This window comes from Halomonas binhaiensis (assembly GCF_008329985.2).
GTDB classification, from domain to species: Bacteria; Pseudomonadota; Gammaproteobacteria; order Pseudomonadales; family Halomonadaceae; genus Halomonas; species Halomonas binhaiensis.
In genome coordinates this window covers 1993384-2012955 of record NZ_CP038437.2, presented here as the reverse complement: position 1 = coordinate 2012955, position 19572 = coordinate 1993384, and the positions used below count along the sequence as shown (strand labels likewise).

At 56.2% G+C, this 19572-nt stretch carries 22 protein-coding genes; 9 read left to right on the top strand and 13 right to left on the bottom strand.

All coding sequences use genetic code 11. The features are described from left to right. The first annotated feature begins 88 nt into the window (after window positions 1–88). Window positions 89–388 carry a hypothetical protein gene (locus E4T21_RS08780; protein WP_149284635.1) on the top strand — a complete coding sequence of 100 codons (300 nt, stop codon included), beginning with the start codon at window positions 89–91 and terminating at the stop codon, window positions 386–388. 102 nt (window positions 389–490) lie between these two features. Here E4T21_RS08780 and E4T21_RS08775 read toward each other — a convergent pair whose 3' ends face one another. The 5 genes from E4T21_RS08775 to E4T21_RS08755 all read right to left on the bottom strand — a co-directional run bounded on the left by E4T21_RS08775 (window position 491) and on the right by E4T21_RS08755 (window position 4595). After that, window positions 491–682 (bottom strand): hypothetical protein, encoded by a 192-nt coding sequence (locus E4T21_RS08775; protein WP_149284634.1) that lies wholly within the window; start codon window positions 680–682, stop codon window positions 491–493. Between the two features lie 18 nt (window positions 683–700). After that, window positions 701–1909: a YeeE/YedE family protein gene (locus E4T21_RS08770; RefSeq protein ID WP_149284633.1), complete on the bottom strand. Its 1209-nt coding sequence runs from the start codon at window positions 1907–1909 to the stop codon at window positions 701–703. A 20-nt stretch (window positions 1910–1929) separates the two neighbouring features. Beyond that, on the bottom strand, window positions 1930–2895 hold the full coding sequence (locus E4T21_RS08765; RefSeq protein ID WP_149284632.1) for a sulfurtransferase: 966 nt from the start codon (window positions 2893–2895) through the stop codon (window positions 1930–1932). Window positions 2896–3042: 147 nt separating this feature from the next. After that, window positions 3043–3351: an HlyU family transcriptional regulator gene (locus E4T21_RS08760; protein ID WP_149284631.1), complete on the bottom strand. Its 309-nt coding sequence runs from the start codon at window positions 3349–3351 to the stop codon at window positions 3043–3045. Between the two features lie 26 nt (window positions 3352–3377). Continuing rightward, entirely contained in the window at window positions 3378–4595 is a 1218-nt protein-coding gene (locus E4T21_RS08755) for an argininosuccinate synthase (protein WP_149284630.1), read from the bottom strand. A gap of 201 nt (window positions 4596–4796) precedes the next feature. On the opposite strand from E4T21_RS08755, the gene rnt reads away from it, so the two are divergent. Next, window positions 4797–5465 (top strand): ribonuclease T, encoded by a 669-nt coding sequence (gene rnt, locus E4T21_RS08750; protein ID WP_149284629.1) that lies wholly within the window; start codon window positions 4797–4799, stop codon window positions 5463–5465. Between the two features lie 99 nt (window positions 5466–5564). Here rnt and grxD read toward each other — a convergent pair whose 3' ends face one another. Then, window positions 5565–5912, bottom strand: coding sequence for a Grx4 family monothiol glutaredoxin (grxD, locus tag E4T21_RS08745; RefSeq protein ID WP_149284628.1), 348 nt, complete (start codon window positions 5910–5912; stop codon window positions 5565–5567). Window positions 5913–6154: 242 nt separating this feature from the next. Between grxD and argF the strand changes: the two genes are divergently transcribed. After that, window positions 6155–7075 (top strand): ornithine carbamoyltransferase, encoded by a 921-nt coding sequence (gene argF, locus E4T21_RS08740; RefSeq protein WP_149284627.1) that lies wholly within the window; start codon window positions 6155–6157, stop codon window positions 7073–7075. Window positions 7076–7453: 378 nt separating this feature from the next. Then, complete coding sequence (locus tag E4T21_RS08735) at window positions 7454–8143, top strand: response regulator (protein WP_149284626.1); 690 nt, start codon at window positions 7454–7456, stop codon at window positions 8141–8143. 171 nt (window positions 8144–8314) lie between these two features. Here E4T21_RS08735 and E4T21_RS08730 read toward each other — a convergent pair whose 3' ends face one another. Further along, window positions 8315–9694 carry a class II fumarate hydratase gene (locus tag E4T21_RS08730; protein WP_149284625.1) on the bottom strand — a complete coding sequence of 460 codons (1380 nt, stop codon included), beginning with the start codon at window positions 9692–9694 and terminating at the stop codon, window positions 8315–8317. 369 nt (window positions 9695–10063) lie between these two features. Between E4T21_RS08730 and E4T21_RS08725 the strand changes: the two genes are divergently transcribed. Together E4T21_RS08725 and E4T21_RS08720 are read left to right on the top strand one after the other, a co-directional pair. Continuing rightward, entirely contained in the window at window positions 10064–10447 is a 384-nt protein-coding gene (locus E4T21_RS08725; RefSeq protein ID WP_149284624.1) for a phasin family protein, read from the top strand. 165 nt (window positions 10448–10612) lie between these two features. Then, window positions 10613–11200, top strand: a complete 588-nt coding sequence (locus tag E4T21_RS08720) for a carboxypeptidase regulatory-like domain-containing protein (RefSeq protein WP_149284623.1) — start codon at window positions 10613–10615, stop codon at window positions 11198–11200. Window positions 11201–11227: 27 nt separating this feature from the next. On the opposite strand, the gene hda is transcribed toward E4T21_RS08720, so the two are convergent. Continuing rightward, the gene (gene hda, locus E4T21_RS08715; RefSeq protein ID WP_149284622.1) at window positions 11228–11929 is read right to left on the bottom strand and encodes a DnaA regulatory inactivator Hda; all 702 of its coding nucleotides are present in this window, start codon (window positions 11927–11929) and stop codon (window positions 11228–11230) included. Next, window positions 11926–13050: an AI-2E family transporter gene (locus tag E4T21_RS08710; RefSeq protein WP_149284621.1), complete on the bottom strand. Its 1125-nt coding sequence runs from the start codon at window positions 13048–13050 to the stop codon at window positions 11926–11928. Before E4T21_RS08710 ends, hda begins: the two co-directional genes overlap by 4 nt. A 207-nt stretch (window positions 13051–13257) precedes the next feature. Here E4T21_RS08710 and purM point away from each other — a divergent pair, with 207 nt between their 5' ends. Both purM and purN read left to right on the top strand, forming a co-directional pair. Next, window positions 13258–14319, top strand: a complete 1062-nt coding sequence (gene purM / locus E4T21_RS08705; protein WP_149284620.1) for a phosphoribosylformylglycinamidine cyclo-ligase — start codon at window positions 13258–13260, stop codon at window positions 14317–14319. Beyond that, a complete protein-coding gene (gene purN / locus E4T21_RS08700) occupies window positions 14316–15038 on the top strand; it encodes a phosphoribosylglycinamide formyltransferase (protein WP_149284619.1) in 723 nt (240 codons plus the stop codon). The genes purM and purN overlap by 4 nt, the downstream gene beginning before the upstream one ends. Before the next feature lie 147 nt (window positions 15039–15185). Here purN and dcd read toward each other — a convergent pair whose 3' ends face one another. After that, the gene (dcd, locus tag E4T21_RS08695) at window positions 15186–15752 is read right to left on the bottom strand and encodes a dCTP deaminase (protein WP_149284618.1); all 567 of its coding nucleotides are present in this window, start codon (window positions 15750–15752) and stop codon (window positions 15186–15188) included. Between the two features lie 111 nt (window positions 15753–15863). After that, the gene (gene apbC / locus E4T21_RS08690) at window positions 15864–16670 is read right to left on the bottom strand and encodes an iron-sulfur cluster carrier protein ApbC (protein WP_187775172.1); all 807 of its coding nucleotides are present in this window, start codon (window positions 16668–16670) and stop codon (window positions 15864–15866) included. Between the two features lie 126 nt (window positions 16671–16796). Here apbC and E4T21_RS08685 point away from each other — a divergent pair, with 126 nt between their 5' ends. Next, a complete protein-coding gene (locus E4T21_RS08685) occupies window positions 16797–17786 on the top strand; it encodes a YihY/virulence factor BrkB family protein (protein WP_149284616.1) in 990 nt (329 codons plus the stop codon). Here the strand turns inward: E4T21_RS08685 and E4T21_RS08680 are convergent. Beyond that, on the bottom strand, window positions 17719–18057 hold the full coding sequence (locus E4T21_RS08680; RefSeq protein ID WP_240349337.1) for a LapA family protein: 339 nt from the start codon (window positions 18055–18057) through the stop codon (window positions 17719–17721). The two genes, E4T21_RS08685 and E4T21_RS08680, sit on opposite strands and share 68 nt — an antisense overlap. Before the next feature lie 53 nt (window positions 18058–18110). Next, window positions 18111–19568 carry a phospholipase D-like domain-containing protein gene (locus E4T21_RS08675; protein WP_149284615.1) on the bottom strand — a complete coding sequence of 486 codons (1458 nt, stop codon included), beginning with the start codon at window positions 19566–19568 and terminating at the stop codon, window positions 18111–18113. Window positions 19569–19572 lie beyond the last annotated feature (4 nt).

Here is a 19572-nt window from a genome sequence, read left to right as displayed (position 1 = left end):
ATGCCATGGTTGTCATGCCAAAGTGGTAACGCCCTTGTCCTGCCAAGCCGTTAGGCTAAAGGCATTCTCTCGACATGAGCATTTAGCGATGCAGGACGCTGTACACGAACTGCTGATTCCTTTCGCCATGGCAGCCAGCTTCGGCGCCTTCACTGGCTCCCTGTTCCGTCTTACAGGCCGACCGGGGAGTCAACGCCCACTGATGTTTCCAATCCTTGGCCTGCTGGGTGGCATCACGGCCTTCATGATCCATCGAGTGCTAGTATGGACTTTCGATGCTCCTGCCTGGCTCTTGCCCATTCTGGTGGTACTGCAAGTCTGGCTATGGCTAGGTCCCTTGGGCCCCAAGATCGCACAACCTTCCAGGACACCAGACAACGATCACTGATCGTCAGCATGCATACGTCAGGCGCCACCGTTTCGGTGGCGCCTGATTCATATCTGCACTCAATGGACACTTGCACAAGGGAGCTCAGTGCCCTGACACCCTTCATCGCTTTGAGGGGCACGGCGCTCCACAAGGTGCACAAGCCGAAGCGTCACGCTGATTCAAGGATGCCTTGGCATGCCCATCCCCCATATTGAAGGCAAAGGTCGGACTGTGCAGGTGATCCATCATGATCAGCACCAGAGCTGCCAGCAGGATGCCGAGCACTCGGTGACGTTTATACATGCCTTTCATGGAACTTCCTCACAGTCATCAGTTGGCCAGGCGGAAAAACGGGCGCAGGCGAATGCCGATCAACGAACCGGCAAAGGCACAGGCGAACCATACCCACGCGTGCAGGCTACCCGATGCCAACCCTGAGAACAGTGCCCCGATGTTGCAGCCGAACCCCAGACGTGCGCCGTAGCCCAGCAGCAGGCCTCCGACGATAGCCGCAATGAACTGACGAGCGACCAGGGGCTGATTGCTGGCGGCATTGAACTTGTTGGCCATGCCGGCGGCCCACATGGCACCCAACAGCAGGCCAAAATTCATCACCGACGTGATGTTGACCAATACCGAGTCCGACAGCGCCATGGCGGGATAATCCCAGGTCCAGAACTCGAACTGACTCATGTCCACGCCCAATGCCTGCAATGCCTTGGCCCCCCACAGATTGAAGGCAAAGGTGATTCCCCATGGCGCCCCTCCGATGGCCAGTGTTGCCGCATTGCCCAACGCCAGCACCACAATCGCCCAGACAAAAGGCCAGCGCCCTGTCAACAAGGTACGCCACACGCCGCCATCCACGGGCATCACGCGCAACTCGCCATGCTCAACACTGCCATGAGCACGTCGCTCGACACGATTGACCCACAACAGCACCAGCCCCAGACCGAGCCACTGCACAGCGATAGCACCGGGAACCCCCATGAGCGTGATGAGATTCACCGGATCAAAACCTGGCAGGTCCAGCCACCAGGGAAGATGAATGGAACCCAGCACCGCACCAACGATGAAAAACAGCAGCGTCACCATCATGCGAATATTGCCCGCCCCTACGGTGAAGAGCGTACCGGAGCCACATCCACCACCAAGCTGCATACCGATGCCAAACATGAAGGACCCTACGACAAGGGACACTCCAATAGGAGCCACAGCTCCGGTCATGCCCGGCTGACCACTACCCAGCAGCGGAATCATGATCAGAGAGGCTAGAGCAAACAACATCAGCTGAGCACGCATTCCAGCACCACGCTTGGTGGTCACCAGATTGCGCCAGCCGGCGGTGAAGCCAAAGGCGCCATGATAAAGGGCTACGCCAAGCACAATACCGACCGCAAACAGGGCAACGAGGAATGGTGCGGTTTCAAGCCAGATCAATCCGCCCAGAACCAGCATTCCCACCAATGCCACGCCCACTACAAAGGTATCAACTACCGGGCGCTCCGCAGCTGTCATTACAGAGGATGACTGAGTCATTAGATCCAAGGCCCTTTTGCTTACTCTTTACCAACGCCAAACGCGTCCAATATCTTGCCCAGGCCTTTCTTGGCCACGGCAAGGGGACGACCATCATCCTGAGTCCATTCGACCATGGAGCCATCATAGAGAGCGACATTGTCAAAACCGGCAATTTCACTCAGCACGAACCAGTCAGTGGACGCCCAGTGTCCAGTATTGCAGAAGGACACGGTCGGCAGACTGGGGTCCAGACCTGCAGCCTGGATACGCGCCTCAACCTCTGCCGTATTCAGATACCAGGCACCATCATCATTGGAGAGAAAATCTTGATTAGGAAGGTTGAGTGCATCCGGGATAGTACCTGGAGCCTTGGCATCCGGGGCCTGAGTCCGGCCGGCAAAGAAATCTTGCGGACGGGCATCCACCAGTTGCTCCCCCGCTTCACGGGCAGCCATGACATCGTCGGTAGTGGCAATCAATGACTCATCCAGTCTGCCTTCGAAACGCACCGGATCACCGTATTCCTCCTCACCACTGGCCACTTCCAGGCCAGCCTCCTGCCAACCGGCAAAACCGCCATCAAGAATCGTCACTTCATCGTGGCTGAGGACCTTGAAGGTCCAGTAGACCCGGGCAGCACTACCGAAGTCGGTAGGCCCAGTACCCGCAGGTACGATCACGACGGTATCGTCATTGCCAATCCCCAGGCTACCGATGAGACGCTCCAGACTCGACACTGGAGGCAGCATTCCGACAACACCATCACGGGTTTCACGCCAGCCATCTTCACTGTAGTTGGAATAGATACTGCCGGGGATATGAGCAGCTTCATAATCGGAGCGGTCACCACCATCATCCACGCTTGAACGGACATCGAGTACCACTAGCCCCTCGTCACCCAGGTGATCATTCAGCCACTCCGAGCTGACCAAAGGCTCCACATTACCGGCATATGCCTGACTGGCCGCCATCAGGACACCTGTCAATATCAGTGATCTCAGCATAATCTTGACCCCTTTGCCTGGTTATTCATGCATCTATTATGCGACTGATGCTCATAAACTCAACGACATTGCCCCATTGATACGTCGCCAATAAGCAACGCCCCCATGCTCGTGGAGCATGGGGGCGTTATCGGTGTTTCGGACAGTCTATCGCTCAGAGAACATATCGTCGCCTATCTCATCGATGAAGCGTTCGGCCTTTTGCCGCATCAGTTCATCGCAGGCATCGCGAGTAGACAGTATATCTGAGCGTTCAAAACGGTATTCGAAAGCCTCTTCGAACTCACCGTCTCCTGCCGACTTGCGGATAATGCCACTCACCCGATACTGCCCTCCCTGCTGCTGCGGCAAGGAGGTGATCAGATAACCACGGTACTCGTACTCCGTCCCCGTGGTTTCATTTTCTGAGTGATGCTCACCGCCCTTGAACAAACCACCCAGCAGCTTCTTCAACATGAGCGATACCTCCCTGCCAAAAACAGTCAGTCCTGACGACGCCCTTTACCTGCCGCAATACGCAGACGCAAGGAGTTGAGCTTGATGAAGCCTTCGGCATCTTTCTGATTGTAAGCACCCTGGTCGTCCTCGAAAGTCGCAATGGACTCATCGAACAAGGAGGCATCCGAACGACGACCGGCCACACTGGCATTACCCTTGTACAGCTTCATGCGTACCACGCCAGAGACATTCTTCTGGGTCTCATCGATGGCAGCCTGCAACATACGGCGCTCCGGGCTCCACCAATAGCCGTTGTAGATGACTTCGGCATATTTCGGCATCAGTTGATCTTTCAGGTGTGCCTCTTCACGATCCAGAGTGATGGACTCGATGGCACGATGGGCGCGAAGCATGATGCTGCCCCCTGGTGTTTCGTAGCAGCCACGAGACTTCATGCCGACATAACGGTTCTCGACGATATCGAGGCGACCAATACCGTTGGCACCCCCGAGTTCATTGAGCTTGGCCAGCACTTCATGGGGCTTCATCGGCACGCCGTCAAGGGCAACGATGTCCCCTCGCTCGTAGGTCAGCTCGACGTAGGTCGGGGCATCCGGGGCAGCTTCCGGAGATACGCTCCAGCGCCACATGTCTTCCTCGGCCTCTGCCCACGGATCCTCGAGGATTCCACCTTCATAGGAAATGTGCAGCAGGTTGGCGTCCATGGAATATGGCGACTTCTTCTTCTTGGAGAAGTCCACCGGAATGTCGTGCTGCTGACAGTAGGCCATCAGCTTCTCGCGGGAATTCAGGTCCCATTCCCGCCATGGTGCGATAACCTTGACCCCCGGCTTGAGGGCATAGGCACCCAGCTCGAAACGCACCTGGTCATTGCCCTTGCCGGTTGCACCATGAGAGATGGCATCGGCCCCTGTCTGGTTGGCAATTTCGATAAGGCGACGTGCAATCAGAGGGCGCGCAATAGAGGTACCCAGCAGGTACTCACCTTCATAGATGGTGTTGGCACGGAACATCGGATATACATAATCGCGCACGAACTCTTCGCGCAGATCTTCGATGTAGATCTCTTTCACGCCCAGAGCCTCGGCCTTGGCACGTGCTGGCTCGACCTCTTCCCCCTGGCCGATATCAGCAGTAAAGGTCACCACCTCACAGTCGTATGTTTCCTGCAACCATTTGACAATTACGGAGGTGTCCAGACCACCGGAATAGGCGAGCACGACCTTCTTGACATCGGACATGCGAGCGGCTCCTTCTTATTGAGGGGTAATATGAGGGGTCAACCATGGTGGGCGTCAGGGACGCCGACAGAGGGGCGATTATAGCGCGCCAGGCGCGCCACGAATACCGTCAACGGGACGCCACGACCCTAAGCTGCTAGACTTTCGCCACTTTCGTCCCTGTATTCAGCATTCATCCGTATATATCCCAAGGAGAGGTGCATGAGCGAGCTGATTGCCCGCGAACTCATGGCTCAACGCTTTCGCAGCTTCCTGCCCGTAGTGGTAGATATCGAAACAGGTGGTTTCGATCCGCACAAGGACGCCCTGCTGGAAATTGCTGCCGTGACGCTGACCATGGATCCCGAGGGCAACCTGCTGCCCGATGCGACCTATGCTTATCACGTGACACCTTTTACAGGTGCCAATGTCGAACAGTCAGCACTGGACTTCACCGGCATTCGCCTTGATGATCCACTACGCCAACAAGTTGCTGTCAGCGAAGACGAAGCCCTGGGCGAGATTTTTCGCCCGGTCCGCAAGGCCGTAAAAGCCCACGGGTGCACCCGGGCCATTCTGGTTGGACACAACTCTGCCTTCGACCACGGCTTTCTCAATGCCGCTGCAAGCCGATGTGATATCAAGCGCAATCCTTTTCACCCATTTTCCAGCTTCGATACCGCCTCCCTGGCGGGGCTGGTCTACGGCCAGACCGTATTGGCCCGGGCCTGTCGGGCTGCTGGCATCGAATTCGACAACAGTTCCGCCCATTCTGCTCGCTACGATACCGAACGTACCGCCGAATTGTTCTGCGCCATGGTCAATCGCTACAAGGACCTGGGCGGCTGGCGACTGGCCCTGCAGGAACAAGGCTTCGAGGACGACGATTGAATCAACACGGCGCTCACTGTGACGTGCGCCTCAAAATGCACAAGGCCCTGGCGGATAACCGGCAGGGCCTTGTGGTCTTAGGCTGGCATCAGGAAACTGTCAGGCCTGCCCTTCTTCCTGCTGACGGGCGCGCTCGGCAGCCTGCTTGATCAGCGGCTCAAGTTCACCATTGCCATGCATTTCAAGGACAATATCACAACCGCCGACCAGCTCCCCTTCAACCCACAGCTGCGGGAAAGTTGGCCAGTTGGCAAACTTGGGCAGCTCGGTGCGAATGTCAGGATTGTCCAGGATATTGACGAAAGCGAAACGCTCACCACAGGACATCAGAGCCTGAACGGTACGCGCAGAGAAGCCGCATTGCGGCAGCTGCGGAGACCCCTTCATGTAGATAAGAATCGGGTTCTCGCTGATCTGGCGCTGAATGTTGTCGAGAGTAGTGCTCATCACGGCTCCTTGATAAATAGTGCTTTACAGTAACGCTTAGGCATTACCTGTGACATGGGGGCGCTTGCCCTGACTTCAAGAGCAAGTCTTCAAGGGCAAGATGGTTACATGAATCCGGCCTTGACCATATCCGACGATATTACTCAACTTTATTGTTGCGCGCATTGTACGTCCATAGCGCACATTGCGCATCATTGAAGGCCTGTCATAGGATGGTTTCTTTTTTCCGCTGGAGAGCAGTCATGGGCCCACGCCACTTCCTGACGCTTCTGGACCTGAGTCCCGAAGAACTGCGTTATCTGATTCAACGCGCAATCACCATCAAGAACGGCCTCAAGGCTCATGGCCCGACCTACACTCCGTTCACCAATCGCACCATGGCCATGATCTTCGAGAAGTCATCCACTCGCACGCGGGTCTCCTTCGAGACAGGCATGGCGCAGTTCGGTGGCCATGCACTGTTTCTATCCCCCCGTGACACTCAGCTCGGCCGGGGGGAGCCCATATCCGATACCGCACGAGTGTTATCGGAAATGGTCGATCTCGTCATGATCCGCACCTTCTCTCATGCAGGGCTGGAAGAATTTGCTGCCGCCAGCTCTGTGCCTGTCATCAATGCCCTGACGGATGATTATCATCCCTGCCAGCTGCTGGCCGATGTGATGACCTGGACCGAACTGCGCGGCAGCGTTCGGGGTCGTACGGCTGTCTGGATCGGTGATGGCAACAACATGTGCCACTCCTGGATAAATGCTGCACGCCAGTTTGATTTCAACCTGCGAGTCTGCTGTCCGGAAGGTTATGAACCTCGAGAAGACATCATGGCCGCAGCAGGTGATCACGTCACTCTGATGCGCGACCCCATGGCAGCCGCTCAAGGTGCAGACCTGATCACGACCGATGTATGGGCGTCCATGGGCCAGGAGGAAGAGCAAGCCAAGCGCGAGGCGGACTTCGCCGGCTTCCAGGTCACAGAATCCATGCTCGATACGGCTGCCGATGACGTGCTGTTCCTTCACTGCCTGCCGGCTCACCGGGGCGAGGAAATCAGCACGACACTGCTTGACGATCCACGTGCGGTCGTCTGGCAGGAAGCAGGTAATCGCTTGCACGCCCAGAAAGCATTGATCGAGTTTCTGTTGCTGGGACAAGTCAACCATTGACCGATGCCTCCCCTTGAACAGGAAAGGCCCGCCATGATGGCGGGCCTTTCCTGTTCAAGGGGAGCGTGACCGTTGGCCTGGTGGAAGTGGCTCGCTGCCCAGATGATCCCGGAACACTTGTTGCCCTATCCTGCATCGCTCTCCCCATCCGTCATATTCCTCGTTCCTGCCCTCCTCCACCCTTCCAACCTTTTCCCAGCCCTCCTCCTTGAGGCTCTCACCATTTTTCCTGCATTTCCCGCTCTATACGGCACAGATTACATCGTTTTTAGTCTTTTTCTTACAAACAGAATCAGAATTTACACAATTGAACTGTTATTAACCATCCTGAAACAATAAGAACATTCCACACAACAATGAGATTAAGGATGTTTCATTATGGAGCAGAAGACACAAAGAAGGTCGAAGGCAAGCTATGAAAGCAGGCGACGTCAGGCCTCTGTGATCATTGTGGATGACCATCCGATGATCCGCATGGCCGCTGCCATCACACTGGAACGCTCAGGCATGAATGTCGTGGCAGAAGCAGACAACGGTGTAGACGCCATCCAACTGACAAAACAGCTCACCCCAGATGTCATGATCCTCGATATTGGCATCCCCAATTTGGATGGGTTGACTGTCATCAAGCGCACCAAGGCCCTGGACAATCCCCCTGGCATCCTGGTGCTGACATCGTTCGACGGAGATGTTTATGCCCGTAGATGCCACAAGGCCGGAGCTTCGGGCTTCATCAACAAGAGCCTGGACATGTCTGCGCTCGTCCGAGGAGTGCAATGCATCGTCGATGGATATACGTTTTTCCCCAGCTCCGTTACTTCAGAGAAGTACGAACAGATCAACGATGACGAAGATGTCGCCGACAAGCTTTCCAATCGCGAGTTGATCGTCCTGCAGCAGTTGCTCAAGGGAATGAGCAACAAGGAAATCTCTGACCTGATGCTGCTGAGCAACAAGACCATCAGCACCTACAAACAGAGAATCTTCGAAAAGCTCAATGTCAGTAACATCATTGACCTCGCTGATGTCGCCAAACGGCACAACCTGTACGACGGCATGACCAAGTAACCAGGCAGACGACCCAGCGATGATTCCAGAGATAAACGGGCAGCACCGGCAGCCCGTTTACCTTTTCTGATACCACTTCTTTCCCAGGCACCCGTTCTATCCAGCTGCTTTCATGACGATAGGCAACCAGACTCTTGCAGCGGCGTCTTATCAGACACATTTGGTTGGGGCCTAGTGGGGAATCCCGCCATGAGTCAGGGCAACAGGATCCAGCAAGCGCTCCAGCTCGTCACGGGATAGCTCCGTCTCCTCCAATGCGACATCAATGATAGGACGCCCTGCCTGATACGCTTTCTTGGCGATAGCTGCGGCAGCATTGTAGCCAATGACCGAATTCAAGGCGGTTACCAGAATCGGGTTTCGGGCCAGAGGGCCTTGCAATTGATCTTCACGTACACGAAACGAGGCAATGGCCTTGTCGGCCAACAAGCGCGAGGTATTGGACATCAGCTTGATCGCGGTAAGCAGGTTGCTGGCCACTAGCGGCAACATGACATTGAGCTGAAAGTTACCGCTCTGCCCTGCTACGGTCACAGCCGTATCCAATCCGATCACCTGGGCAGAAGCCTGAGCTGCAGATTCTGGAATGACCGGATTTACCTTGCCAGGCATGATCGAACTCCCTGGCTGCAAAGCCTCCAGTTCAATCTCGCCAAGACCGGCCAGAGGCCCAGAATTCATCCAGCGCAGATCATTGGCGATCTTCATGACCACGCAGGCCAGTCCGCGCAACTGCCCTGATAGCTCTACCGCAGCATCCTGCGACCCCAGGCTTGCGAAGAAACTGTCGTTGGGTACAAGAGACAAGCCTGTCTGACGCGACAGAACAATGGACATGCGGGTGGCAAATTCCGGATGTGCATTGATGCCCGTTCCTACCGCAGTCCCTCCCTGAGCCAGTCGGCATAGGCGCACCAGTGCGCTATCCAGGCGCTCGATGGCCTGCCCCACCTGACTCGCCCACCCCTCCAGTTCCTGACTCAAGCGCAGAGGCATGGCATCCATCAGGTGTGTACGACCGGTCTTGACCACGCTCCCGACCTCCTGAGCCTTGGTCTCGATCACTTTTCGCAAGTGCTCCAGGGCTGGCTTCAGGACATTGACGACTTCCAGGGCTGCAGACAAGTGTAGCGCTGTAGGAATCACGTCATTGCTCGATTGCCCCATGTTCACATGATCGTTGGGCCTTACTTCGAGACTATCGGTCGAGGCCAGGTGGGCAATCACCTCATTGACATTCATGTTGCTGGAAGTGCCGGAACCGGTCTGGAACACATCGATGGGAAACTGATCATCATGCCCCCCCGCGATGATCGCATCGGCTGCTGTGACGATAGCTTGGCAACGTGCCTCATCTAGCAGGCCAAGGTCGTGATTCACCTTGGCAGCAGCTCGCTTGATCCGGGCAATGGCATGAATGAAAGGCGCAGGCATTGGCTGGCCAGAGACAGGAAAGTTATTGACCGCACGCTGGGTCTGAGCGCCATAAAGGGCATCTGCTGGCACCTCCAACTCTCCCATGCTATCGCGCTCTATCCGAGAGTGATGCATTGGAACCTCCATTGGTGAACATACCGACATCTCCCTTCACAATGGCAACTCCCTCTTCCCATGACAAGCGTCACGACAATGGTGAACATCGTGGCCATTCAGGGCATGCATCGTCGCGTTACAGGAGATGCGTCACAACTTTCCAGGACATCAGTCACAGCTTCGTCATACCCCGGATCTATGCTGACAGTTCCTTCATCACATGCTTTATGCTGCATCGCACAAAAAATATTGCAGCGCATGGTTCGCAGTGCTATTGTGCACTGCAACAGAAGTCGAAATGTGAGTAGAAGGCTCCGGCCCTGGTGGGCAATGCCTTCAAGCGACAGAGATAAACGCAACATCTACCCATTAGCAGGAGACATCACCATGGTCCGTACATTCGACGCCAAGACCCTATTCAACAACGAGCAGCTGGAAGAACTGTTTTTCGCCCCTGCTCGCGCCTATGCCACTCTATCCGTCGACTTTGCCGAAAAGCTGACCAATGCCCAGCTTGATGCTGCCAAAGCCTATACTGAGACCGGCTTGGCTCAGGTTCGTGCCTTCACTGCCGTCAAGGACGTCGATGGCCTGCGCTCTTACATGGAAGGCCAGCAGAAAGTCGCCAAGGATCTGACAGAGCGCATGAAGGGCGACGCCGAAAAGGTCGTCGCTCTGCAGCGAGACTTCGTGACAGAAAGCCAGAAACTGGCTGAAGCCAACGTCAAGAAGGCGAGTGACACAGCGGCCAAGGCTAGCACTGCACAATAAAACATGTGCTGAAACTAGCGAGATAATCAAAACCGGCTTTCGATACCCATCGAAAGCCGGTTTTGTATTAGGCTGTCATGGCACAGGGCATAAAAAAGGAACGATTCCGGCAAGATCCAGTGCTTGCGGAATCAACACACCCAGTTTGTCATGAGGGATACGGAGATGACCCAGCTATCCAGCCGCTACTTGCCGCTTACGGCCTTGGCGACGTTAGCGATCGCTCTTGCAGGTTGCCAGAGCATCATTCCAACCGATAGAGGCCAGGGGCCCGATGTGGTTGACATCGGCCAGACCGAGCCAAGCCAACCACCCCCCGCAGAGAAACCTACCACCCCACCTCCCGTGCAGCGAGTCAGCCGCACGGTAGCGTTCGATCCAGCAGTGTATGCACAGTTGCCCAAGACAGGTAGTGCGGTAGTGACTGGCCGCTTGACGCTCAACACCAGCAACGGGGTTGTCATCGGTTCACAACAGGGTGTTTCCGTAGCCCCCGTAACCCCTTACTCCGCAGAAGCCGTTGAGCAGGCACTGGCAGGCAAGACTGTCGAACGCGCCGACCCCCGAGCCCAGGAGTACACCCATAGCACCCGCACTAATGCAAACGGCTACTTCATACTCAGCAACCTGCCGCCTGGCAACTTCTATGTCTCCGGTATCGTGGAAAACCCCAGCACCGGTGAACGTGAGATCATCATCAAGGAAGCAACCCTGAGCAACGATCGAACAACAGAAGTTGAACTGACTCGCTAGACCTTCAGCGCAATTCCACCCCGGCGGTTACCAACCCAGTGCATTCTTGACGAAAGGAATCGTCAGTTTGCGCTGGGCGGAGAGTGACGCGCTGTCGAGAACGTCCAGGCAGCGCAGTAAATCTCCCAATTGCCGAGGCCCACGATGCAGAATATAACGAGCCACTTCATCAGGTAATTGCATACCACGCAAGGATGCCCGTAATTGCAGGGCTCCCAGGCGCTCTTCGTCCCCCGGCAGCCCCATATGAAAAGTCACGCCCCAGGTCAGGCGTGAAGCCAGATCTGCCAGTTGCACGTCAAGCTGGCGAGGCGGTCTGTCAGCAGCAATTACCAACCGCTTTCCACTGTCACGAAGTCGGTTGAAAGCATGGAACAGCGCTTCTTCCCAGCGCTTTCGTCCGACGACCCGCTCCAGATCATCAATGGCCAGCAGGTCAAGCCGTTCCACGTCTTCCAGCATCAGTGGCGGGAAATGCCCCAACTCCTCAAGCGGCAAAAACAACGTGCGCAGGTCCCGAGCAGAAGCCTGATGACAGGCCGCCTGCAACAGGTGACTGCGCCCCACCCCGGGCGGCCCCCATAGATACAGAAATGGTTCCCCGTCCGCGTCGAACTGATGCAGCAAGCGTCCGACCAACGGCTCGTTGGCACCAGGGAAAAAATTGCTGAAGGTGGCATCGTCACGCAGACCGAGCCCCAATGGCAGTTGTGAGGGCGCACGCCTCATGAAGGTTCCTCATTGTCTCCCCTTGAAGGGGGAATCTCCTCTGACTGGTGCGGCTCCTCGGCACCGATCTTTTCCGAACTATCATACAGAGAAGATTTTTTATAATTTTCATGCAGATAACGCAACACTACCATTACCACAGCAGCGACAGGCAAAGCCAGCAATACGCCAGTAAATCCAGCCAACTGCCCTCCCGCCAGAACAGCGAAGATGACAGCCACCGGATGCAAGCCAATCTTGTCACCCAGCAGCTTCGGTTGCAGGACCACACTTTCGACAAGCTGTCCGAAACCGAACACACCCAGCACCGCCAACAGCATTAGTGGATCATGGAACTGGAAGAATGCCACAAGACCCGCCACCGTGATGCCAACGATCACACCAAGATAGGGCACGATACTGGCCAGGCCCGAAAGCAAGCCGATCAACAGGCCAAAACGAATACCGAACAACGTCAGGCCGACAGCATAGATCACTCCCAGGCACAGCATTACGATCAGCTGTCCGCGCAGGAAGGACGACAGCACCTCGTCGCACTCCCGGCTCAAGCGGACTGCAGCGGGCTCCCAACGGCGTGGCAAAGAGTCCCGCAGCTTGGCCACAAGGCGGTCCCAATCAAGCAATAGATAGAAAGTGACCACTGGAATCAAGGCCAGGTTTCCTATCCAGGCAACCAGCGCCAGGCTGGAGCGGGAAACTTGGGCCAATACCGTCGCAGCCACGGTGCTGGTCTCCTTCCAGTTGGCTACCAATGCCTCTCTCATTTGGTCAAAATCGGTATTCAAGTCGAGGCCCGTAAGCGATTGCAGCTTGGGCAGTACACTTTCCTGCACCCAGTTCAGTATGGCGGGAATGGCTTCAGCCAACTGGCCGATCTGACGCCCGAGGGCGGGCACCACCAGCAACAACGTCAAGCAGATGAGAAAGGTTAGCAGGACAAATACCACCGTGACCGACAAGCGCCGGGACAACCCCCAAGTCTCCAGGCGGTCAGCGATCGGATCCCCCAGATAAGCCAGCACAGCACTGATGAAGAAGGGAGCCAGAACCGGCTCTATATTGGCGAAAAACCAAAGCGCGATGGCCACTACGACCGCGACGACCCACCATTGCCTACGCATTCTGTTCTCCCTGAAATGAAGCGTAATGCCTGTTTTCTTCATGCAACGCATGATCCGCTTTGCGGGATACGCAGCATAACGATTGAAAATAGTGCTACAATCCGGCCCCCAACGTCTCATTGTCTCATGTCACCACCACGCAGCAATACCAGACCGCTAACCTTTGATCTCGTACTGCGTGGGACGACTGAATCCACAGGATCCGTCATGACCGACTCTTCCTCCCGCCCCGAACAGGCCTCGCTCAGCTACAAGGACGCCGGTGTCGATATTGATGCCGGAAATGCTCTTGTCGACCGTATCAAGGGTGTTGCCAAACGCACTGCTCGCCCAGAAGTCATGGGGGGACTCGGTGGTTTCGGCGCCCTGTGCCAGCTGCCCAGCGGTTATCGCGAGCCAGTACTGGTTTCCGGTACCGATGGAGTCGGCACCAAGTTGCGCCTGGCCATGGATCTCAACCGCCATGATACGATCGGCATCGACCTGGTCGCCATGTGCGTCAATGATCTGGTCGTCGCCGGTGCCGAACCCCTGCTGTTCCTCGACTATTATGCTACCGGAAAGCTGGATGTCGATGTCGCCGCCGACGTTGTCACCGGTATCGGCGCTGGCTGTGAACAGGCCGGATGCGCTCTGGTCGGAGGAGAAACCGCCGAGATGCCCGGCATGTACGAGGGCAACGACTATGACCTGGCAGGTTTCTGTGTCGGAGTAGTGGAAAAAAGCGACATCCTCGATGGCAGCAAAGTGGCACAGGGCAATGTTCTGCTTGGCCTGGCCTCATCTGGCCCTCACTCCAACGGCTACTCACTGATCCGCAAGATCCTCGAGGTCAGTAACGCAGACCTGACGACCGAGATTGACGGCAAGCCCCTGGCCGATGCCCTGATGGCGCCTACCCGTATCTATGTCAAGTCACTGCTTGAGCTGTTGCGCAGCGACGATTATGCCATCCATGCTCTGTCCCACATCACAGGAGGCGGCCTGCTGGAAAACTTGCCTCGCGTGCTGCCCGAAGACCTGACCGCTCATGTCGATACGTCCAGTTGGCAGCGCCCGGCTGTATTCAACTGGCTGCAGCAGAAAGGCAACGTGGCTGAGCGTGAAATGTATCGCGTACTCAACTGTGGTATCGGCATGGTGCTGGTGGTGCCCGCCGAGAAGGCCGACGCTACTGTCACCAAGCTCGAGAGCCTGGGTGAGCAGGTCTACCGTATCGGCCAGATTGCTCCGCGCCAAGGTGATGAAGAACAGGTCCAGTTGGCATGAATGGTGACGACACCCTGAACGGCTTCACTCCAGAAGAAGCCACCCAGCCTCGAGTGGTCGTGCTGATCTCCGGTGGCGGCAGCAACCTTCAGGCTCTGATCGATGCCCAGACTCATGACCAGTTGGGTGGAGAGATCGTGGCAGTAGTGTCGAATGTCGCCGATGCCTACGGACTGCAGCGAGCCCGGGATGCAGGCATTGATGCCGTGGTACTCCCTCACCAGGAATACGAGACCCGCGATGCTTTCGATGGTGCTTTGATAAAGGTGATCGAGCGCCATGAACCAGATCTCGTGGTCCTGGCCGGTTTCATGCGCATCCTCACCCCGCGCTTCGTGCAGCGATTTCTAGGGAGGATGATCAATATCCACCCATCTCTGCTGCCGGAATACCAGGGCTTGCACACTCATGCTCGCGCCCTGGCGGATGGTGTCGAAGAACACGGCTGCAGTGTGCATTTCGTGACGGAAGAACTCGATGGTGGCCCTGTCATCGTGCAGGCAGCCGTGAAGGTTCTTGCAGATGATGACGAGGACAATCTCAAGGCTCGAGTTCTGACCCGCGAGCACTTGATCTTCCCCATCGCCGTACGCTGGTTTCTGGAAGGCCGCCTGCAGCTGCAAGGCAACCTGGCAACGATCGATGGCCAGCCACTACCGCTTTGTGGTATGCGACTGTCCCATGAAGATGCAGCCGACGAATTGGACGAAGACGAGTAGCTTCGAGCTTCGAGCACAATAATGTAATCGGTGTCTGACTTAGGCCATCACCTGCCGATGGCTGGTACGCCAACAAGACAGCCCCATAGGCACATACCTATGGGGCTGTCTCTTTACTGCTCGAAGCTCGTGGCTCGCAACTCGGACTTATGTCCTCGGAAGCGTCACGCCACGCTGGCCCATGTACTTGCCGCCACGATCCTTGTAGGAAGTCGCGCATACCTCATCGGACTCCAGGAACAGCATCTGGGCTACTCCCTCATTGGCATAGATCTTGGCCGGCAAGTTGGTGGTATTCGAGAATTCCAGCGTCACATGCCCTTCCCATTCCGGCTCCAGCGGAGTGACATTGACGATGATGCCACAACGAGCATAGGTCGACTTGCCCAGGCAAATGGTCAGCACACTACGCGGGATGCGGAAATACTCTACCGTGCGTGCCAATGCGAAGGAATTCGGCGGAATCACACAGACATCCCCTTTGACATCTACAAAGCTCTTCTCATCGAAGGCCTTGGGATCCACTACCGCAGAATGGATGTTGGTGAATACCTTGAATTCATCGGCACAACGTACATCGTAACCGTAACTCGAAGTTCCATAGGAAATGACCCGTCGATCATCGACGTAACGTACTTGATCGGCCTCGAAAGGCTCAATCATGCCTTCGCGTTCAGCCATGCGGCGAATCCAGTGGTCAGACTTGATGCTCATGGGATTTCCTGGTGGATAACGGTTACAGTGGCTCAACAACATGGAGCCGGGAAAATCGGGGTCTTATGATAGCGGCCCCAGACGATGGCGTCACGAAGGGTAAGACTTTCTCTACTCTTCACTGAAACTGATGGAGGGACCGCTGTCACCAACCGATGCCGCAATCTGCTCGGCCACCTGCCGGGCCATGTCACGGAAACTGGCAGCAATGTCACCTTCTGGCTCAGCCACTACGCTGGGGCGTCCACCATCCACTTGTTCCCGAATCGACAGGGCAAGAGGAAGGCGCGCCAATACTCGGGTGTCGTACTCTGTTGCAATGCGCTCCCCGCCTCCAGCGCCAAAGACCGGCTCCTGATGGCCGCACTGAGAACAAGTGTGAAGACTCATGTTCTCGACCACCCCCAGTACCGGGACCTTGACCTTGCGGAACATTTCTATGCCTTTGCGAGCATCCAGCAGCGCGATATCCTGGGGCGTCGTGACAATCACCGCACCATCCACCGGCACCTTCTGGGCCAGTGTCAGTTGAACGTCCCCGGTACCCGGTGGCATATCAATGAACAGATAGTCCAGATCATCCCATTTGGTCTGGGTCAGCATCTGCTGGAAAGCACCTGCAACCATCGGCCCCCGCCATACCATGGGCTCGCGCACGTCGACCATGAACGCCATGGACATGGCCTGGATACCATGAGCTTCCAAGGGCAGGAAACGGTTCTCCCCTGCCGCCTGAGGCCGAACGCCCTCGCCGACTCCCAGCATCTGTGCCTGACTGGGACCATAGATGTCAGCATCGAGGACACCAACCCGATACCCCTCGGCAGCCATGGCCAAGGCCAGATTGACCGTCACGGTAGACTTGCCGACACCACCTTTGCCGGAGGCTACTGCAACGATATGCTTGACTCCTTCGATCACGAATCGCTCCTATACGTTGGGCTCGGGCAGCCGGAATCCCCACTACCCGGAAAACTTCCAATACCCGAGTATACTCGTCAGACTTTAACGGTGTCTTCCTCACCGTCACGGATGAACTGGTAGATGACAAAATCCCGTTGGTATCACCATGCTCTCTTCACCCTGCTGCCGCATCTGGCCATGTTCGCCTGGCGAGTCATCACCAATTTCCTGCACAACCGAGGCATGTTGCTGGCCAGTGGGGTAGGTTTCAATCTTCTGCTGTCGAGTATTCCGCTGTTTGCCTTGATCGTGGTGGTTCTGGCCCAACTGGTCGACGAACAACAATTGTTCATGCTGATCAGCATTCAAGCCCGCCATATCGCACCGGGTCATGCCGATGTGGTATTGCAATCGGTCCAGGCTCTGCTGAATTCCCGCGAGATCATCAGTCTCTATGGCCTTCCAGTACTGTTGCTGTTCAGCTCGGTGGCATTTCGCATGCTTGAGAATGCCTTGTCAGTCATTTTCCACAAGCCAGACGTCAAGGACACCCGCAGTGTCTGGGTATCCTTTCTGCTGCCTTACGGTTTCATGCTGGTATTAAGCATGCTGTTGCTGGCCCTGGCCATTGCAGTCAGCCTGGCCAGCACTATGAATGCGATGTGGATGGTGATGCATGGCAAGGAACTGATAGTGGCATCCTTGTCGGAAGAAGTGCTCAATCTATGCAGCTTCATCGGCGTCTTTCTACTGTTCAGCGCCATCTACAAGATTCTGCCCGTTGTCAGCATCTCGCTGCGCCGGGCACTGGCGGGAGGATTCGCCGCGGCCCTGTTATGGGAAGGCGCACGTTTCGCCCTGGTCTATTACTTTGCCAACCTGTCGCTCGTCAGCGATGTCTACGGGCCACTGGCCACGCTGATCGTCCTACTACTGAGCCAGGAAATCGGCGCAGCCATCGTGTTGCTTGGCGCCCAGGTCATTGCTGAGCTGGAGCACAATGCCCGCTTGGGGCTACCGTGGTATCAGGATCCTGGACACAAGTATCATGACCAGGATGCCATCAATGATGATGAGAGCCCTGCTTCCCTCTCAGGCGGCGAATCAACCCCATCAAGCCACGACCGCTGATCATCCCCAGCAAATAGATGATCACCACCAACAGCGCCATCGGCATGCCGATGGTCCAGCCCAGCAACTGAACATGAACCACTTCGATGTTCTGCACTACCAGAACAACGATCAGCGCCAGGATAACCACCTTTACTGCCAACCAGAACTTGTCCATGACCTTTTCTCCTTGAATATCCCCGAGCGTTCCTACCTCTCCCCAAGGGAGCAAGTAAGTTGAAAACACATCGAGACGCTTGAGGAACATGGAATCCTCGACCATTGCTGTCAAGTCAGCCACTTGCGAGTACTACGAGAGTATTGGCAACCAGGACGCGCCCCTGGCTAGAAAGTGGACAGCCCGATCGCCTCCATTACTCGATAGCGCCAGGCAGAAAATCGCCCAGGATCATCATCGGGTTCCCACGCAAGGCTGGTCCGATGATCAGGCGATGACGCCCAGCGTTCATTAAACCAGCCCGCCTGATCACGCAGGGCCGGAAGATTTGCCTCCCCTTTCAGCAACACACTGGTTTCCAGATTGAGATTATCGATATTACGCCGCGTCAGATTGGCAGACCCCAGGATCGCTTCATCCGAAGATGCGGCCGAGTGCAGTCTCAATACCTTGCTGTGGCACTGCTCTCCGGCCGTCAGGCACCAGCGCACCTGGATGCCTGCTGCGGCCAGCTCAGCCGCTACAGCCTGGTTAGGCAAGCCTCCCTTGTCAAAACCAAAGGCTTCACGATTGCGGTCCAGCAAGGCACGAACATTGACGCCCCGGGCAGCCGCACCTTTCAGTGCTTCTATGACCTGGCGATGGGAAATATAGAAGGCGGCCAGATCCAGCCGATCCCCTTGACCTGCCGCATTGATCATTTCAAGGGAGGCATCACGAATTGCCCCCTCCGTCAGCAGTTGAACGGTGGCACCAGTGGAGACTTTCTCTTCCGCAGGATGGATGGCAGGTGTCGTCGGCATGGCAAGCTCGACTCCCGCCCAAGAGGTCAGCACAGCCTCCGAGGCAACGAGGTCATGGGCCATCTCGCCTTCCACGCGCAAGGCCACATTACCGTGCCGGCTACTGCCATCATGGGGATTGGCACTGCCGACCAGTGCGGCCCACTGTTGACCGTCATCGGCCACCAACGTCTTGCGATGATTGGCGCGAAAATTGGGTAGCGCCAGATAACTGCGCAATGTCACCGGATCACCACCGAAGGCATTGGGCAACCAGCCACCATCCGGATCATTACCGAGCCTGTCTAACCCTAGGTGATAGAGCCCCGAATACAGTGGATTCGATGCCCGCAGGCGATCCAGGTCAGTGATGACTATATCAATACCAGCCGCCTTCATATGTTCGAGGTGCTTCAGACGCACCCCTCCGTAGACGGTATTCAGAGGGTCGGTAATCATGACCACCTGCATATCGGGGTGACGCTGCTTGGCTTCGATCAGCGCATCGCTGAGTTCCTCGGCGATGGGTCGCAAGCCGACAGGCGCATCCTGCCCCTCCAGGGCATTGAACAGGAACATGTCCATCACGATCAGGCGGCGTGCCCCAAGGATCATGGACAAGGCTTCATCAAAAATATGCTGATCCATATGACGTTTGCCACGGGCGTCATACCAGGTCCGATCTGCCAGGAAGCGCACATCTGTCACTTTGCGTTCCGGCCACGCCTTGCCTATCCCCTCAGGTAACGGCTTCACGCTTTGCCATATCCCCATGCTCAACCAGGCCAGGGCCAATCCCGCCCCCAACCACTTGATACCAATCAGCTTGAAACGCTTGCCCATATCA

Bases quoted from the DNA above. Each gene is read 5' to 3' on its own strand.
- E4T21_RS08780 (WP_149284635.1), top strand. From the start codon at position 89: ATGCAGGACGCTGTACACGAACTGCTGATTCCTTTCGCCATGGCAGCC.
- E4T21_RS08775 (WP_149284634.1), bottom strand. From the start codon at position 682: ATGAAAGGCATGTATAAACGTCACCGAGTGCTCGGCATCCTGCTGGCA.
- E4T21_RS08770 (WP_149284633.1), bottom strand. From the start codon at position 1,909: ATGACTCAGTCATCCTCTGTAATGACAGCTGCGGAGCGCCCGGTAGTT.
- E4T21_RS08765 (WP_149284632.1), bottom strand. From the start codon at position 2,895: ATGCTGAGATCACTGATATTGACAGGTGTCCTGATGGCGGCCAGTCAG.
- E4T21_RS08760 (WP_149284631.1), bottom strand. From the start codon at position 3,351: ATGTTGAAGAAGCTGCTGGGTGGTTTGTTCAAGGGCGGTGAGCATCAC.
- E4T21_RS08755 (WP_149284630.1), bottom strand. From the start codon at position 4,595: ATGTCCGATGTCAAGAAGGTCGTGCTCGCCTATTCCGGTGGTCTGGAC.
- rnt (WP_149284629.1), top strand. From the start codon at position 4,797: ATGAGCGAGCTGATTGCCCGCGAACTCATGGCTCAACGCTTTCGCAGC.
- grxD (WP_149284628.1), bottom strand. From the start codon at position 5,912: ATGAGCACTACTCTCGACAACATTCAGCGCCAGATCAGCGAGAACCCG.
- argF (WP_149284627.1), top strand. From the start codon at position 6,155: ATGGGCCCACGCCACTTCCTGACGCTTCTGGACCTGAGTCCCGAAGAA.
- E4T21_RS08735 (WP_149284626.1), top strand. From the start codon at position 7,454: ATGGAGCAGAAGACACAAAGAAGGTCGAAGGCAAGCTATGAAAGCAGG.
- E4T21_RS08730 (WP_149284625.1), bottom strand. From the start codon at position 9,694: ATGCATCACTCTCGGATAGAGCGCGATAGCATGGGAGAGTTGGAGGTG.
- E4T21_RS08725 (WP_149284624.1), top strand. From the start codon at position 10,064: ATGGTCCGTACATTCGACGCCAAGACCCTATTCAACAACGAGCAGCTG.
- E4T21_RS08720 (WP_149284623.1), top strand. From the start codon at position 10,613: ATGACCCAGCTATCCAGCCGCTACTTGCCGCTTACGGCCTTGGCGACG.
- hda (WP_149284622.1), bottom strand. From the start codon at position 11,929: ATGAGGCGTGCGCCCTCACAACTGCCATTGGGGCTCGGTCTGCGTGAC.
- E4T21_RS08710 (WP_149284621.1), bottom strand. From the start codon at position 13,050: ATGCGTAGGCAATGGTGGGTCGTCGCGGTCGTAGTGGCCATCGCGCTT.
- purM (WP_149284620.1), top strand. From the start codon at position 13,258: ATGACCGACTCTTCCTCCCGCCCCGAACAGGCCTCGCTCAGCTACAAG.
- purN (WP_149284619.1), top strand. From the start codon at position 14,316: ATGAATGGTGACGACACCCTGAACGGCTTCACTCCAGAAGAAGCCACC.
- dcd (WP_149284618.1), bottom strand. From the start codon at position 15,752: ATGAGCATCAAGTCTGACCACTGGATTCGCCGCATGGCTGAACGCGAA.
- E4T21_RS08685 (WP_149284616.1), top strand. From the start codon at position 16,797: ATGACAAAATCCCGTTGGTATCACCATGCTCTCTTCACCCTGCTGCCG.
- E4T21_RS08675 (WP_149284615.1), bottom strand. From the start codon at position 19,568: ATGGGCAAGCGTTTCAAGCTGATTGGTATCAAGTGGTTGGGGGCGGGA.